This window comes from Sporomusa sp. 246TCP1 (genome assembly GCF_057319775.1).
The window spans coordinates 1,571,078-1,586,407 of sequence record NZ_CM170492.1 but is presented as its reverse complement, the minus strand read 5'-3'; the positions used below and the strand labels follow the sequence as shown (position 1 = coordinate 1,586,407).

General features: G+C 44.1%; 16 protein-coding genes. 5 read left to right on the top strand and 11 right to left on the bottom strand.

Going from position 1 to position 15,330, the window contains the following annotated elements; all coding sequences use genetic code 11:
• The first annotated feature begins 450 nt into the window (after window positions 1-450).
• Window positions 451-1,671 carry an IS110 family RNA-guided transposase gene (locus AC1ECB_RS07930; RefSeq protein WP_485667050.1) on the top strand — a complete coding sequence of 407 codons (1,221 nt, stop codon included), beginning with the start codon at window positions 451-453 and terminating at the stop codon, window positions 1,669-1,671.
• A gap of 218 nt (window positions 1,672-1,889) precedes the next feature.
• Here the strand turns inward: AC1ECB_RS07930 and AC1ECB_RS07925 are convergent, their stop codons facing one another.
• The 5 genes from AC1ECB_RS07925 to AC1ECB_RS07905 form a co-directional block, all read right to left on the bottom strand.
• Window positions 1,890-2,111, bottom strand: coding sequence for a nucleotidyltransferase domain-containing protein (locus AC1ECB_RS07925; RefSeq protein ID WP_485669298.1), 222 nt, complete (start codon window positions 2,109-2,111; stop codon window positions 1,890-1,892).
• A 40-nt stretch (window positions 2,112-2,151) separates the two neighbouring features.
• Complete coding sequence (locus tag AC1ECB_RS07920; RefSeq protein ID WP_485668196.1) at window positions 2,152-2,274, bottom strand: hypothetical protein; 123 nt, start codon at window positions 2,272-2,274, stop codon at window positions 2,152-2,154.
• A gap of 68 nt (window positions 2,275-2,342) precedes the next feature.
• Window positions 2,343-4,355 (bottom strand): DNA topoisomerase 3, encoded by a 2,013-nt coding sequence (locus AC1ECB_RS07915; RefSeq protein ID WP_485668195.1) that lies wholly within the window; start codon window positions 4,353-4,355, stop codon window positions 2,343-2,345.
• Complete coding sequence (locus tag AC1ECB_RS07910; protein ID WP_485668194.1) at window positions 4,352-4,735, bottom strand: rhodanese-like domain-containing protein; 384 nt, start codon at window positions 4,733-4,735, stop codon at window positions 4,352-4,354. Before AC1ECB_RS07910 ends, AC1ECB_RS07915 begins: the two co-directional genes overlap by 4 nt.
• A gap of 101 nt (window positions 4,736-4,836) precedes the next feature.
• Window positions 4,837-6,015, bottom strand: coding sequence for a DEAD/DEAH box helicase (locus AC1ECB_RS07905; RefSeq protein ID WP_485668193.1), 1,179 nt, complete (start codon window positions 6,013-6,015; stop codon window positions 4,837-4,839).
• Window positions 6,016-6,143: 128 nt separating this feature from the next.
• Here AC1ECB_RS07905 and AC1ECB_RS07900 point away from each other — a divergent pair, with 128 nt between their 5' ends.
• Window positions 6,144-6,458 carry a hypothetical protein gene (locus AC1ECB_RS07900; RefSeq protein WP_485668192.1) on the top strand — a complete coding sequence of 105 codons (315 nt, stop codon included), beginning with the start codon at window positions 6,144-6,146 and terminating at the stop codon, window positions 6,456-6,458.
• Between the two features lie 268 nt (window positions 6,459-6,726).
• On the opposite strand, the gene AC1ECB_RS07895 is transcribed toward AC1ECB_RS07900, so the two are convergent.
• From AC1ECB_RS07895 to AC1ECB_RS07885, 3 genes are all read right to left on the bottom strand, one after another.
• Complete coding sequence (locus tag AC1ECB_RS07895) at window positions 6,727-8,085, bottom strand: DUF711 family protein (protein WP_485668191.1); 1,359 nt, start codon at window positions 8,083-8,085, stop codon at window positions 6,727-6,729.
• Window positions 8,086-8,116: 31 nt separating this feature from the next.
• The gene (locus tag AC1ECB_RS07890) at window positions 8,117-8,386 is read right to left on the bottom strand and encodes an ACT domain-containing protein (RefSeq protein ID WP_021170211.1); all 270 of its coding nucleotides are present in this window, start codon (window positions 8,384-8,386) and stop codon (window positions 8,117-8,119) included.
• Window positions 8,387-8,540: 154 nt separating this feature from the next.
• Window positions 8,541-9,296, bottom strand: a complete 756-nt coding sequence (locus AC1ECB_RS07885) for a flavin reductase (protein WP_485668190.1) — start codon at window positions 9,294-9,296, stop codon at window positions 8,541-8,543.
• Between the two features lie 156 nt (window positions 9,297-9,452).
• Between AC1ECB_RS07885 and AC1ECB_RS07880 the strand changes: the two genes are divergently transcribed.
• Window positions 9,453-9,662, top strand: coding sequence for a DUF896 domain-containing protein (locus tag AC1ECB_RS07880; protein WP_485668189.1), 210 nt, complete (start codon window positions 9,453-9,455; stop codon window positions 9,660-9,662).
• Between the two features lie 59 nt (window positions 9,663-9,721).
• On the opposite strand, the gene AC1ECB_RS07875 is transcribed toward AC1ECB_RS07880, so the two are convergent.
• Complete coding sequence (locus AC1ECB_RS07875) at window positions 9,722-10,108, bottom strand: DUF1540 domain-containing protein (protein WP_485668188.1); 387 nt, start codon at window positions 10,106-10,108, stop codon at window positions 9,722-9,724.
• Window positions 10,109-10,165: 57 nt separating this feature from the next.
• Window positions 10,166-10,399 (bottom strand): hypothetical protein, encoded by a 234-nt coding sequence (locus tag AC1ECB_RS07870; RefSeq protein ID WP_485668187.1) that lies wholly within the window; start codon window positions 10,397-10,399, stop codon window positions 10,166-10,168.
• Between the two features lie 193 nt (window positions 10,400-10,592).
• Here AC1ECB_RS07870 and AC1ECB_RS07865 point away from each other — a divergent pair, with 193 nt between their 5' ends.
• Entirely contained in the window at window positions 10,593-11,984 is a 1,392-nt protein-coding gene (locus AC1ECB_RS07865; RefSeq protein WP_485668186.1) for a [Fe-Fe] hydrogenase large subunit C-terminal domain-containing protein, read from the top strand.
• 135 nt (window positions 11,985-12,119) lie between these two features.
• Window positions 12,120-13,469, top strand: a complete 1,350-nt coding sequence (locus AC1ECB_RS07860; protein ID WP_485668185.1) for a pyruvate carboxylase subunit B — start codon at window positions 12,120-12,122, stop codon at window positions 13,467-13,469.
• A gap of 57 nt (window positions 13,470-13,526) precedes the next feature.
• On the opposite strand, the gene AC1ECB_RS07855 is transcribed toward AC1ECB_RS07860, so the two are convergent.
• Window positions 13,527-15,203, bottom strand: a complete 1,677-nt coding sequence (locus AC1ECB_RS07855) for a uridine kinase family protein (RefSeq protein ID WP_485668184.1) — start codon at window positions 15,201-15,203, stop codon at window positions 13,527-13,529.
• Between the last annotated feature and the right edge of the window lie 127 nt (window positions 15,204-15,330).

Sequence of the window (15,330 nt, the reverse complement as noted above, 5' to 3'; positions counted from 1 at the left end):
CTAAAATTCCTTACGATAAGTCTTTTTAATGCCTGCATACTCACGTTCTCCAGAATGCTAGCTTCCCAGTCCAATAATAGCACTTATATAAAAATAGCAATAGTTTACTTTTTCAATAAACTATTGCTATTTTCTTTACCTACAGTAATATATCCTGCTATATTTTTACTAATCATACAATAGATAAAGACTAAAGAGAGGTTTTACTTTTGGCATTGCCCCAAAATTAGATGCAACGCGCGCTGTAGCATCACCATAAACGAAAACAATGTCGTATAATTAAAGTGTGGCATAAGGTCGATACTTTTTGAGCTAAGAACTCGACCCCAAAATTGATATGACTTCCTGCTTGAACCACATATTGTCCAGCTCATTCGGGCGAAAGGACGTGTAGTAAAATAATAACTTACAGGAAGTCGCGCCATATTTTATCTACAAGGGGATGATATTGTGGACATAACTTATGAGCGTTGTTGTGGGATTGATGTACACAAAAAGATGATAGTTGCCTGTCTAATCTGTGGTGGAAAGCAGGAACTTCGTCAGTTTGGTACAACGACAAAAGAACTGCGGGATTTATCAGCCTGGCTAGTTGAGGCTAGATGTCAAATGATTGCCATGGAAAGTACCGCTTCCTACTGGAAGCCATTGTACAACATCTTTGAACTGTCCGGCTTGGATGCCATGGTAGTCAACGCCCAGCACATGAAATCTTTGCCTGGTCGTAAGACCGACGTCAAAGATGCAGAATGGATTGCGGATCTTCTCCGACATGGGTTACTAAAAGCAAGCTATATTCCAGACCGTGAACAACGTGAACTGCGGGAAATTTCTCGCTACCGCAAGAGCTTGACTGATGAGAGAAGCCGTGAGCTGAACCGATTGCAGAAAATGCTAGAGGGAGCCAATGTGAAACTATCTAGCGTAGTAAGTGCTATCAACGGCAAGAGTTCCCGGCGACTTTTGGAAAGCATTGTCCAAGACAAAAAGCTGGATGAAGACGAAATTTTAAGGCTACTTCATCCCAGCATGCACGGTAAACTCAATGAAATCATGGCTTCTGTTGACGGAGTTATCTCGCCTTTGCAACGCAGATTGCTGCGCAATGTCCTGGATCATATTGATGATATGACAAAGCGTATCGAAGATATGGACAAACTCATCAAAGACTACTTAGACAAATATGAAGCTGCCATCACAGCCATAGATGAAATTCCGGGTGTTGGGAGAATCAGTGCAGAAACCATCTTAGCGGAAATCGGGCTTAATATGAATCGGTTTCCCACAGATGGCCATATTAGCTCTTGGGCCGGTGTGGCTCCAGGTAACCATGAGAGTGCAGGAAAACGAAAGAGTGGAAAAACCACTCATGGAAACAAAACATTAAAAGCCATCTTAATTCAATGTGCTAAGGCTGCGCAAAAAGTGAAGGGAAGCTTCTTTTCAGCCCAATATCAACGGATTGCGGCACGAAGAGGAAGCAGCAGAGCCGCCGTAGCTGTCGCCCATTCCATACTGATAGCGATCTACCACATACTAAAAACAGACGTTCCTTATCGAGAGTTAGGTTCCGAGTATTACAATCGATTTAACCGGGAGAAGAAAATACAATCATATTTGAAGAAATTAGCGGCTTTGGGTTGGGAGCTCCCCACCACAGCTACGGCCTAATTGCCTACATACCATAAATTTTTTGGCCCTAGACTATAAGGCTTGTATTTGTGCGCCTTTTTTTCTGGCACATAGGAGATGTTTTCATAGTAAAGTAACAAAAAGTCTAGGCACTAAGCCTCCAAAAGCTGAAAAGCCGGGCGATATTCCTAAAATCCGTAAACTCGCTACGCTCAAACAGTACGGATTTTTTAACGGAATACCGCCCGGCTTTTCTCCTACGGAACGCTTTTTCCGGCAAAGGCCGGGGGGTCAGCAATATCCACCGCTGCCGGAATCGGCATTTCTTCTAAATCGGCTTTTAAATCTGTCAATAGGCGAGCAGGTACTTTTTCTTGAGTATAATAACCGACATCATAATCTGACCGTTCCCGCACAGTTCCCTGGGCTCGAGACCCAAACAAAAACACATCGGCATCTACATTGGCAAACGTTTGCAGGATACGATTTTTAATCGCTTCTTGTTCATGATATACTCTGTTACACCGTCTTTATCCAAAATTCGGTAACCAAATTTTTTCCACGGTCGCCATTCTTGCCGTCTAACAGCGGATTCTTTGTTGAAAGCCGGATATACGGTTTTATTTCAGCCGGATTCATCATGCCACCTGCTTTCTTCTAAACATTTTACCTGTCCCTCAAGCTTTATCATGGACAAAGGCAAGGCGTAATCAGCCTTGCTCTTGTTTTTTTACTGGTGGTACCGGCATATCAGGTTTATCATTCTTGTCATTATAAGAAGCCCGGCAAGCCGGATAGCGGGAACAGCCCCAAAACTTGCCATGCTTACCATTGCGGAGTTGGAGCACCCCTTTGCGACAGCGAGGACAATGATACTCGCCATTGAGAGGAATATCGGCCCCCCTGGCCTTGGTGCACAGACTGGCCGTAAACCTTGCTTGCTGCATTAAAAAAGTGTCCAGGCTGGCATTGCCTTCAGCCATCTGGTGTAAAATATCCTCCCATAAAGCAGTAAAGTCAGGATAGGTAATTTCTTCCGGCAGTATATCGACAAGCAAATACGCCGGTTCAGTGGGTTTAAGATATTTTCTTTTCGTTTCTTCCTTCAAAAAGCCACGGTCAATCAGTTCTTTAATAATGGTAGCGCGGGTAGCCTCAGTACCAATGCCGGCCACATCTTTGAGCTGCTTTTTCAAGTCAGGATTTTTTACATATTTATGTATTTCCTTCATGGCAGCCAACAGCGTAGCAGCCGTAAACCGACCAGGTGGTTTTGTTGATTTCTTTTCAGCAGATGCCCGTATAAATAAAGGCCGATCTCCCTTCATCATGCCTGGCAGCGTTGTGCTGTCATCCTCTTTCTTTTCTTCGGTGTCGGCACTATAAATTTCTTTCCAGCCCAATTCCTTAACAATGCGTCCATTAGCGATAAAGGTTTCACCGGCATGCTCCAGTTCAGCCCGCGTCTGATCATAAACATGAACCGGATAAAATTGGGCAATATAGGTCTGAGCAATAAGAAAATAAATATTTCTTTCCGTCTCATTCAAACTGGCAAAATTGCATCGTTCCACAGTAGGTATAATAGCATGGTGAGCGGTGATTTTCTTGTCATTCCAGGCACGGCTGCTAATATTGGTATCGGCTTTCGTCGCCCAGCCTGCCAGTTCGTTATTGGCAATCCGGCCTAAATTGCCAATAATTACGCCAGCATCTTCATGCTGAGCCTCAGGCAAAAATTCACAGTCAGAACGCGGGTAGGTAGTCAGCTTGCGTTCATATAGCTTTTGAGCCGTATCTAATACCACCTGCGGATCATAACCAAACTTTTTACCAGCCATGACCTGCAGAGTCGAAAGCGCTAGCGGCAGACGCTGCTGCTCCTTCTTTTCGGTTGTTTCGCAGGAAATTACAGTCGCCGGCTCTTTAGCCGACTTCAGACTTGCCAGTAAATCTTTGGCAATGGTTTTATCAGCCAGCCGGCCTTCCGTATCAAGACCTGGTTGTTCCTCATGCGGTTTCCAATAGGCGGTAAATACAGTGCTATCATGCTCAAAATCAGCTTTAACAGTAAAATACTCCACTTGTTTGAAGCCTTCTATTTCCCGCTCCCGGCGGACAACAAGTGCCAAGGTTGGCGTCTTAACCCGGCCTACCGGCAAGGTTGTGCGGTGACCTGCCTGCTGGGCTGCTAATGTATATGCCCGGGATAGATTCATGCCAATCAGCCAGTCAGCACGGGATCTGGCTAAGGCTGACTGTTTCAAGTCATGAAACTCCTGGTTATCTCGCAGGCTGATAATGGCTTTTTTTATGCTATGCTCGTCAAGTGCATTTAACAAAATCCGGCGGACCGGCTTTTGGTTATTAACATAATCCAATACTTCATCAATCAATAACTGTCCTTCCCGGTCAGGGTCACCGGCGTGAACAATTTCTGTTGCCTGGTCGATCAAGCCTTTGACAATTTCAAATTGTTTTTTGCAGGAATCAGCCACCAACAGCTTCCAGTTTTGCGGGATTATCGGCAAATCTTCTACCCGCCATCGTTCATATTTGGGATCATATTCATCTGGTTCAGCCTGGCGGAGAATATGCCCATAGCCCCAGGTAATTACGCCATCGCCGGTAGTAATATAACCATCCTTGCGGCTTACCGGTCCTGGCAAATATTTCGCAATTTCAGCAGCCATGCTGGGTTTTTCAGCAATATATAACTTCACTTAACCACCGGTCCACGCCAGGCGAGCATACCGCCTTCGATGTTTACTACCTGTTCAAAACCCTTGCTGCGCAGCAAGTTTGTTCCCTGAGCACTTCTTCTGCCACTACGGCAAATAAGCAGCACCGTCTGATCTTGGGGTATTTCATCTAACCGAGTTTCTAACTGATTGAGCGGGATAAGCATTGCATCAGGAATATGACCTGCCTGATATTCCTGGGAAGTACGCACGTCAATAATGACAGCTTTTTGGGCCTGCCACAAAGAAAGCGCTTCCTCGGTAGTCATACTAATTCCTCCTTGACCGGCAACAACCTGGTTGCAGCCAGCGCTGATAGCCACTACTACTACCAGCATTACTATCATCATTATTTTATTCATTTTTACTATTTTCTCCTTGTAACATTTTAACATAACTCTTAGCAACTGTGACAAGTGCAAGAGGAATAGTAAGGGAAATGCAGAATATTTTACATACAAGATTATTTCTTTATCTTACTGCCTGGCTTAGTTCCTGCTTTTGTAGCAAAAATTTTACCATGGGCTATTTCCTTTGGCAGCATTTCTATCTGTAGCTGTTTTTCATAGTGAGTAATTAAAGCAGCTTCACGTGGTGATACTATGGAAATCGCGATCCCACTTTTCCCCGCCCGCCCGGTACGACCGGTTCGATGCAAATAGATGGCCGGGTCTTCCGGCAAGTCTAAATTAACTACAAAATCTACTCCGGGGATATCAAGCCCCCGGGCTGCCAAATCAGAGGCAATCAGCAATTGAAGTTTACCACTCCGAAACCCATCCAGGGCTTTTTTCCGGTCTTCTTTAAGAAAACGCCCATGGATACCGGCGGCAGTTAAGCCATTATAGTTGAGCTTGTCCACCGTTAACTCAACATCATCACTACGATTGATAAAGACCAGCGCTCTGTCAATGGGAATGGCTCGCACTATTTTGCGCAGCAATTCAAACTTATCCCGCCGCTCAGCTACAAAATAAATATGCTTAATATCCGGCTTATTACCGGCTTGGTCTTGCGCCGCCAATATTTCAACAGGGTTATTCATAAGTTCTTGCACCCGCACAAGCGTCACCTGCGGTACTGTTGCAGAAAAAGCCAAAAGTTGTCTGTCCTTTTGCGTAGTCTTAATGACAGCTTTGACACTGTCCGTATTATTATCATCAAGCAACCTGTCAACCTCATCGAGAATAATGGTCTTAACAGTCTGGGTGTTTATCTTCTTTTTCTGCACCAATTCGAGGATACGCCCACTTGAACCGGTAATGATATGCGGTTTTTCCTTTAATTTATCAATTTGCCGCATAATATTGACATCACCGATGATCGGGGTGGCCGTCACCGGCAGGCCGGTATTAGTTGCCAACAATTCAATTTGACGCTGGATCTGGATGGCCAATTCATGAGTTGGTGCCAAAATAAAAGCCTGCGTCTCGCGTTTGGCAGTGTCAATTTTTTGGAAAAGCGGTAAAAGATAGGCCAGTGTTTTTCCTGTACCGGTAGGCGATTGACCGATAATATCTTTGCCAGCCAATGCTGGTGGTATAACTTCAATTTGTATCGTTGTAGGTTCAGTGATACCCGCCTTGGTAAGCCCCTGAGCCAGCGGTGCTATCAGCCCTAATTGTACAAAGTCTTTTTTCATATACTGTTTATTCAACCTCCCGTTACCTAAATCTGTTAGTTATTATCATGCCCTAATTCAACAACAACTACTTGAATCCCTTTTCTAGCAATAACAACCATTCAATAATCTTAAGGAGATGAGCACGTATGAGTGACAACATTTTAGAATTTTACCAATCGCTAGGCTTTGAAGAAACCGAAGTGGAAGATGGGCAACCGGTGCTGGGTATTGAGCTTACGCCAGAGGGGGCTTACGCCTTACTCACCGATGCGGAGGGCCTCATGCCGAAAACTCCCAACCAGGAAATCATCTTTGCCTACTACACGCCGGAAGATTCCTACCTCTGGAGCGCGAGCTTCAAAAATTCCACTGTGTTTAAAAACCTTTGGACAGCGGCAGCAACTATCGAAGACAAACTGGCGGCTATCACCATCCATCGGGAGGCCAATCAAAGGTTTTAGTAAAATAGACCCCAAAAGGCGAGATTGCTTCACTATTGTTCACAATGATTGAGAGCAGGTGCTCCCTGTTCCCAATCATTACGAGCGACAGTACGGCAATCTCGCCTTTTATTTTAAGATAAGTATATGGTTTTTGAACCGCAGAGACGCAGAGTACGCAGAGGGAATGTCTCGATATACATCTCCCCTCTGCGCTCTCTGTGTACTCTGCGGTTAGCCGTATCCTCAAGGGCGCGATAGCGCTTTTTTATTCTAAGTTACTTACCTGCTAATTAGTCAGGCTGCGAACAGGAGCCGGGATTCTCCCGCCCCGGGCAATAAAATCGTCTGACTTGAACTTGCTCACAGGTATAATCGGGCTATAGCCCAACAGTCCGCCGAATTCAACATTATCCCCAACTTTTTTACCTGGTACAGGAATAACCCGCACAGCCGTTGTCTTGTTATTTATCATGCCAATGGCCGCTTCGTCGGCAATAATCGCCGATATGGTAGCTGCCGAAGTATCTCCCGGAATAGCAATCATATCAAGACCAACCGAGCATACACAGGTCATCGCCTCTAATTTTTCCAACGTCAAGCTGCCACGTTCGATAGCGGCAATCATACCCGCGTCTTCGCTGACTGGGATAAAGGCTCCGCTAAGACCTCCTACATGGGAGGAAGCCATCAAACCACCTTTTTTAACAGCATCATTTAACAGCGCCAGGGCTGCCGTTGTACCTGGTGCTCCACAACTTTCCAGGCCCATTTCTTCCAGGATATGCGCTACACTGTCACCAACCGCCGGCGTCGGTGCCAGCGATAAGTCGATAATGCCAAACGGATAACCAAGCCGCCGTGAGGCTTCCTGAGCCACTAATTGGCCAACACGGGTAATTTTAAAGGCCGTGCGTTTTATTGTTTCTGCCACAGCACTAAAATCCTGCCCACGTACATCTTCCAGTGCCCGTTTAACAACACCAGGACCGCTTACGCCTACATGGATAGTAACCTCAGGCTCACCAACACCGTGGAATGCGCCAGCCATAAAGGGGTTGTCCTCAGGCACATTAGCAAACACTACCAGTTTAGCACAACCTAGTGCGTCCCGGTCTTTGGTCTGTTCGGCAGTAAGCTTGATAATCTCGCCCATTTCCCGGACACAGTCCATATTAATACCCGCTTTGGTTGAACCTAAATTGACTGATGAACATACCCGTTCCGTTACAGCCAACGCCTCGGGAATAGAGCGTATCAGTATGCGGTCCCCGTTGGTATAGCCTTTTTGCACAAGCGCCGTGAAACCGCCAATAAAGTTTACCCCTACTTCCTTGGCAGCAGCATCCAATGCCTGCGCCACTGCAACATAGCTATCTGTATGGCAGCTTTCGGCAGCAATAGCAATTGGCGTTACCGAAATACGTTTATTAATAATAGGTATGCCATATTCAGCTTCAATATCTTCCCCGGTCTTAACCAATTTTTTTGCTGTACGGGTGATCTTGTCATAGATATTCTGACAAAATATCTTAGTATCCGGGTGCCCGCAGTCTCGCAGGCTGATTCCCATCGTGATTGTCCGAATATCGAGCTTATTTTCTTCAATCATGCGATTAGTTTCATTGACGTCCTTCATTGTGAACATGTGTATATTCCTCCAAGCTTAAAGACAGTTATTATACGCGGTGCATTACATTGAATATATCCTCATGTTGCACTTTAATATCAAGACCCATGGCAGTACCCTTTTCGCCTAGCAGTTGACCTAAATCTTTCAGACTGATAATAGCTTGCGACATATTAACCAACATGACCATGTTAAAAAAGCCTTCCAGGATATTCTGATTGATATTAAGAATGTTAATATTGTTCTCCGCTAAAATATTACTGATCATGGCAATAATGCCGACCCTATCTTGTCCGACAATTGTTATGACCGTTTTCATAGTATCACACTCCAAAATTTTGTATTATCTGCTTAATGGTATGATAATATTATACTCATTTTCGTGAAAAAGCCAAGCGTATGTACAGAAAAAACACCTGCCGCCCATGACAGGTGTTTTTTTATTCGTGCATTTACTTATATTTCGCCAGTCATCATTTAATGCTCCTATAAAAACTATATGTTAGTGCTTCCTGATCTACTACCATTCTCCCGGCAGTAACATCGGCAACAAATAACGTATGAGTACCCACATCCACCATTTTTTCCGGCAATATGCTTGCTTCGATATACGCAAGACAATTTTTCAGAATAGGACAGCCATTTTTTCCGGCAATATATTCCACACCGGCAAATTTATCTGTAGTACGGCCAGACTGGTAGCCAAACCGGCGGACGGCTTCCGGTTGACTGGTAGTTAACATTGACACTGCCAATACACCGCTATCCATAAGGTATTCATGGGTAAGATTATTTTTATTAAGACATACCGACACCCGCAGAGGATTGCTTGTTAATTGAAACAGAGTATTACAGCATTGCCCGTTAAACTTATTATCTTTAACAGAGGTAACAATATACAGCCCGTAGCTTATTTTATCTACAGCCGAATTAGCCGTATCAAGTCCTGCCGTAAGTACCGCCTCTGTGGTTAGTTCCAAAATCTCATCAAGCAGCAAAACAAATAATTCCGAGCCAACGCCGCAGACAGGACATTTATCAGGTGGTGTATCGCCGGAATGAACATAATCGCATACTGTACATTTCCAGCGCTTACCTGCCTTCTTTGGCGCAGGCGTTTCTATAACGACAGTGAATTCCTCCGGACCAACACCACAAATCGGGCATTTTTCCGGCAGCTCTGCTCCTTCATGTATGTACCCACACACACTACAACGCCATTTATTCATAAGCTTTTCCACCTTTGTCAAAAAATTATTATTCTTTGCTTCTTATTTTCATTCTAACTTGCGTATTTGTCAATAATTTGTTACTATTTTTTATAATACAATGCATTTACTGTGAATAGTAGTTTTTAAAAAATTTTAGGAAAGTGAGGGGAAAAGATGATAACGCCTGAGCTAATTGCCAGAATAAATGCTTTGGCCAAAAAAAGTCGCGAAACAGGTCTTACTGACAATGAACGTTCTGAACAAGCCGAGCTTCGCCGTCGTTATCTTGACAATATACGAACACAGGTGAAAGCACAGCTTGACTGTATAGAAATTGTCGATCATGAGGAAAACTGCAAATGCGACTGTCATAACCAGCACTAATAGATAACGCCGGAGCCATGGCTCCGGCGTTATCTATTATACTCCAGCAAGTGAATAAATTATTTATTTTCTTGAAAGGTTTCACAGTCAGTGTCTGATGTTTTGGAAGCATTAGGACCTGCTACATGAATGCTTTCGGCGTTGCAATAATTGCCATTATCCCAAAATTTGCAGTTATTAACAAAACATTCTACTGCTGGAGTGATTTGTGTACCTTCCAAAAAGGCGGCTGACATAGTACCGCCAATATTGGCGTTGTGGAAAGCACCAACCATATCCCCCATTGTCTTGCGGTGATGAAAAGCCTTGCACAAGGTATCCTGCGGCTTGCCTGAAGTCCCTTTGAGCTCATCATTATAGACACTAATTTTTGCGGCCATACACTGCTCGCCAGGCATATAGTGGGTACATTGATCAACACTGCATTTAACCATTGGATTCGACATATAGTTCACCCCTTCGTTTTTTTATAGTATTTATCTGTTTTTCATCTTTTATGCTCATTAAATCATCACAAATGCTAGTTGGATTCTTGTATCATATTGGCACACAGGACAGTATAGCAGATGTAAACAATAGTCCTCTGATTTATAAGGCAGACATTGAGTATCCATATATGGACTGTATGGTCCAAGATAGCTGCTGACAGCGCCACCATCAACTAGTGTGGCGCCACATTGAGGACATTTTTCTGTAATTTGCTGCAAGGCATTACACAGTGGGCAAATCTTTTCCATATGTTCACCTCATTAAGTTACATCCTGGTTAGTGTGTGCCTGTCGCAGATGATTCATCCGGGAAAACAGGCAGTCAGACAGCTTTATCTTTTTTTACGAATACTACCTATAAAGAATTACATACACTACAAAAGATCTGAACAAAAAACCTCCAAAATTTATATGAGAATATTATATTGGATAGGTGATACATATGCCAAAAAATACCCCTCCTGACCTCAATATCCGTCCAAGAATTCTGTACCAAGTTGCCAAAGCTGCCTGGGAAGGAACATTATTTGAACGCAAAGGAGAAATATGCCATTTATTACAACAAGAATTTACAGATAAAGCTACCCGTCGCTTTGTTGCCAATCAGATTCGCATTGCCATGGGACTGGACCCTACCGATTCGGAAGAAGTCATCAATGAGTATGATGCAGAAGCGCTCATGGGCATAGGCAGCGAACCTGTTGTTATTGCCAATCCAGAAGTTTGCGAAAATTGCCAGGATTCCACCTGTGAACAATCCTGCCCGCTTGGCGCTATTACCCGTGACGAACTGGGACGTCCCTCCATTGACAGAACCAAATGCGCGCATGACGGCTATTGCATTAGCGCCTGTAAATTTGGTGCCTTAGCCGACAAATCCCAATTTGTCCCACTCATTAATCTCCTGCGGCAAAACTCTCATAAAGTATATGCATCTGTTGCACCCGCCTTTGCCGGACAGTTTGGCTCTGAAGTAACTGCCGGAAAGCTGCGCAGTGCCTTGTTAAAATTAGGCTTTAGTGAAATGGTAGAAACGGCCTTATATGCTGACCTTATCACCATAAAAGAAGCCTTCGAGTATGATGATAAGGTCAAAAACGAAGATGATTTTTTAATCACTAGTTGCTGCTGCCCTATCTGGATTAAGTTAATTGAAAATAAATTTCCTGATTTAATGGTCCACATATCACCATCAGTATCGCCTATGATCGCCTCTGGGCGGTTAATCAAAGAACTTGAACCTGAGGCCAAGGTCGTTTTTATCGGCCCCTGTGTTGCTAAAAAGTCTGAAGCACAGCTACCTGAGCTTAAAGGTGCTATCGATTTTGTCTTGACCTTTCAGGAGCTAGAAACTATCTTTGAAGCAGCTGCTATCAAGCCCTCCGAGGAGCCAGATGAAGAAAATCCAGTAGCTTCCTGGGGTGGTCGGGTCTATGCCCGTACTGGCGGCGTCAGCGCCGCGGTTGGCACCACTTTGGAAAAATTAATTCCGCGTCGGGCTGAGCTGTTTAATCCCATTAAGGCAGACGGTATTCCTGACTGCACAAAACTATTAGAAGAAATCAAAGCAGGCAAGCGGGAATTCAACTTTATCGAAGGTATGGCTTGTAAAGGTGGCTGCGTGGGTGGACCTGGACGGCTTCTTCCCCCTGAAGAAGGCACCAAACATGTAAATGATTATGGTAATGCCGCTCCTGCTCATAGTCCAGTTGAGAACCCGCATATATATTCTACCCTAACCAAGCTTGGTCATTACAACGGTATGCCCACCATGACTGGTACAAGTAAAATGGCGGCCATTCTGGCCCGGAAACTTGACTGTATTCCAAAATAATAATACATATTTTGGTTTTTGTGTCATGTATACAGTATTTTTTTTAAAATAATACTGGTAAAAATGCTAATAACCGACTAAAATTTAATTATTCGCATTCATATCATATTTTTTAATACAATAAGGGGGATTTGCATGACTACAAATAATCCAGTAAAAATAACAGAAACCATCCTGCGCGATGGCCATCAATCACTAGCAGCTACACGGATGCGCACTTCAGACATGCTGCCTGTTTTGGAGCAACTTGATGAAATTGGCTATTTCTCGATTGAGGCCTGGGGCGGCGCTACCTTTGATAGCTGTCTGCGTTTCTTAAATGAAGATCCCTGGGAGCGGCTGCGTACGCTTAAGAAGTATTTGAAAAAAACCCCCATTCAAATGCTTTTACGCGGCCAAAATGTACTTGGCTACAATCACTATGCCGACGATGTTGTTCGCGAATTTGTTAATCGTGCTGTTGACAATGGCGTAGGCGTAATTCGCATTTTTGATGCGCTTAATGATGTCCGCAATATGGAAGTTTCCATGCGGGCTGCCAAAGCGGCTGGTGCTCATGTGCAAGGCGCCTTCGTCTACACGATCAGCCCTTACCATAACAATGAGTCGTTCCTCAAGGTAGCCAAAGACCTTGTCAGCCTGGGCACTGATTCTATCTGTATTAAAGATATGGCCGGCTTACTCGCTCCCTACAAAGCATATGAGCTCATCAAGACTCTTAAAGCCGAAATTACTGTTCCTATTCACCTGCACACCCATTACACCAGCGGCATGGCTTCCATGACATACTTAAAGGCCATTGAGGCCGGTGTTGATATCATTGACTGTGCCCTGTCACCATTTGCCCTCGCTTCCTCCCAACCGCCTACTGAAGCCATGATTGCCACACTGGAAGGCAATGAGCGTGATACCTGTCTGAACAAAGAAAAACTTTTCCCAATTGCCGATCATTTTAGAAGGGTAAAAAAAGAGCTTGCTGAAACTTTCCACCTTAATACAAATATTGAAATTGATACTAAGGTATTGTCCTTCCAAATCCCCGGCGGCATGCTCTCTAATCTCTTGAACCAGATGAAGGAACAGGGTATGGCTGATAAATTTCCTGAACTTATCGAAGAAATGCCTAAAGTGCGGGCCGAACTGGGTTATCCGCCGCTGGTTACACCAACAAGCCAGATTGTCGGTTCCATGGCCGCCTTCAACGTTATGCTGGGCCGCTATAAGGTCGTGCCCCGGGAAGTCAAAGACCTGGCCCGTGGCAAATATGGCCGCACGCCAGCCCCTATTGATCCTGCGTTTTTACAATCACTTATTGGTGATGATGAGATTATTACCCACCGCCCGGCTGATGATATTAAACCACAAATGGCTGCGCTTCGCCAGGAGCTAGCTGAAAAAGGCTACCCCAATGCTTCTACTGAAGATGTGCTGTCTTATGCCGTGTTCCCTGAAGTAGCGCTTAAGTTCTTTGAGAGTAACAGATAAGTAAAAATAGAAAAAACCCTGTCGTTTTAAAGACGGACAGGGTCTTTTCTATTTTTACTATTTTTCGAAACAGGACTTACCGATAAATTCGCGCAGTATAGAATTAGGAGGAATTTCATCATCTTCCACTGAATCAAAGAATTCCAGGAAATTTAGTAACCGCCGTGCTTCAGAATACTCAGGTTCTTGACTGGTGATTTTTTCCAAGAGCGGCTCGGCATACTTTTTAAGCACCGCCAATTCATAAATAAGAGCTGAATTAAACATGAGATCAGCTTGTTCCTGGAAAGGAAAAATATTGCGCTCCTCACCACGCCGCACAGAATTCCACATCTTTAGTGTCATTAGCGCATCATGCGAACGAAATTCACTGTCACGTACAATCCTGCGAATAAGACGGGCATCGGTTGTCGGGATACGGTTATGACTGTCTATGGATAATTGTGTTAACGCACTAATATATATCTTTATTTTACAGTGACGGGGAACAGCACTTGTCAGGCGTTCATTTAAGCCATGAATACCTTCAATGATTAACGGTTGACCTTTATCCACTTTAATCCGGTGTCCCCGGTGCTCCCGCTGCCCTGTCTTAAAGTTATAGGTAGGCATCTCCACTTCTTCTCCGGCTAAAATCCGGGCCAAATGAGAGTTGAATAATTGCAAGTCTATGGCTTCAATAGCCTCAAAATCAAAAGCTCCCGTTTTATCAATGGGTGTCTTATCTCGATCAACAAAGTAGTCATCCAGGGAAATAGGTACAGGCCACACACCATTAACCCGTAGTTGAATATTAAGTCGTTGGGCAAAGGTTGTTTTTCCGGAAGAAGATGGTCCAGCTACCAGGATTACTCGCACATCATTATGATGGGAAGCTGCAAAATCGGCAATCTGGGCAATTTTTTTCTCATGCAGTGCTTCGGCTACCCGGATAATATCGCCAATCCCCCCCGCTTTCGTACACTCATTAAGGGTAGCCACATACCCGCACCGCAGGATATTGCCCCACGCCTCGGCTTCCTGTAATACCTTAAACAACTTTGGATTCTCAATAAACTGTGGCAATTTATTGGGATTTTCCACTTCAGGGAGTCGTAAAATAATCCCTGGCGGATAATTTTTGAGCTCAAACACTTGCAAATACCCTGTAGATGGTGTCATCGTCCCGTATAAATAGTCGTAAATCTGTCCACAATAGTAAATGTTTACCTTTTCCCTATTAAGCTGCTCTAACAGACTGACCTTTTCCTTGCGTCCAGCTGCCTTAAACAATTCTATTGCCTCAGTTTTGAGCAATGTTATGCGGATAATGGGACGATCCTCAACCATAATCTGACGCATCTGCTGCTCAAGTTGAGTAATATCCTCAGGCGTTACATCCCGCCCGTGGTGCAACTCACAATATAAGCCTTTACTTAAAGAATGTTCCACTGTCACTTCACAACCGGGAAACAATTCTTGCGCAGCAACAATCATAACCAGCGTTATGCTGCGTTGATAAACCTTCATCCCGTCACTGCTGCGAAGCTCGATAAAGTCTACCCTGCTATCTTGCTCTAACACACTTTGCAAATCTTTAATTTCGTTATTCACTTTAGCAGCCACTACTGGTGTTATATACCTATGCGCAGCATTCCGGCTAAGTTCCAACAGCGTAACACCCTTAGCATACTCACCCGTATGGCCGTTAGAAAACGTAATACGAATTTTCGCTGACACAAAAAGGCCCCCCATCAGGATATACTTCCTTACACTATATTTAATTTATTCAACTATATGCCTCTAATTTCCTGCCACTATTACCCCCAAACTAAATTAGACGTATACCGGAATCCATCATCCATACGGATAATGAATTCCG

Bases quoted from the DNA above. Each gene is read 5' to 3' on its own strand.
- AC1ECB_RS07920 (WP_485668196.1), bottom strand. From the start codon at position 2,274: ATGATGAATCCGGCTGAAATAAAACCGTATATCCGGCTTTCAACAAAG.
- AC1ECB_RS07910 (WP_485668194.1), bottom strand. From the start codon at position 4,735: ATGAATAAAATAATGATGATAGTAATGCTGGTAGTAGTAGTGGCTATC.
- AC1ECB_RS07905 (WP_485668193.1), bottom strand. From the start codon at position 6,015: ATGAAAAAAGACTTTGTACAATTAGGGCTGATAGCACCGCTGGCTCAG.
- AC1ECB_RS07900 (WP_485668192.1), top strand. From the start codon at position 6,144: ATGAGTGACAACATTTTAGAATTTTACCAATCGCTAGGCTTTGAAGAA.
- AC1ECB_RS07895 (WP_485668191.1), bottom strand. From the start codon at position 8,085: ATGTTCACAATGAAGGACGTCAATGAAACTAATCGCATGATTGAAGAA.
- AC1ECB_RS07890 (WP_021170211.1), bottom strand. From the start codon at position 8,386: ATGAAAACGGTCATAACAATTGTCGGACAAGATAGGGTCGGCATTATT.
- AC1ECB_RS07885 (WP_485668190.1), bottom strand. From the start codon at position 9,296: ATGAATAAATGGCGTTGTAGTGTGTGTGGGTACATACATGAAGGAGCA.
- AC1ECB_RS07880 (WP_485668189.1), top strand. From the start codon at position 9,453: ATGATAACGCCTGAGCTAATTGCCAGAATAAATGCTTTGGCCAAAAAA.
- AC1ECB_RS07875 (WP_485668188.1), bottom strand. From the start codon at position 10,108: ATGTCGAATCCAATGGTTAAATGCAGTGTTGATCAATGTACCCACTAT.
- AC1ECB_RS07870 (WP_485668187.1), bottom strand. From the start codon at position 10,399: ATGGAAAAGATTTGCCCACTGTGTAATGCCTTGCAGCAAATTACAGAA.
- AC1ECB_RS07865 (WP_485668186.1), top strand. From the start codon at position 10,593: ATGCCAAAAAATACCCCTCCTGACCTCAATATCCGTCCAAGAATTCTG.
- AC1ECB_RS07860 (WP_485668185.1), top strand. From the start codon at position 12,120: ATGACTACAAATAATCCAGTAAAAATAACAGAAACCATCCTGCGCGAT.
- AC1ECB_RS07855 (WP_485668184.1), bottom strand. From the start codon at position 15,203: ATGGGGGGCCTTTTTGTGTCAGCGAAAATTCGTATTACGTTTTCTAAC.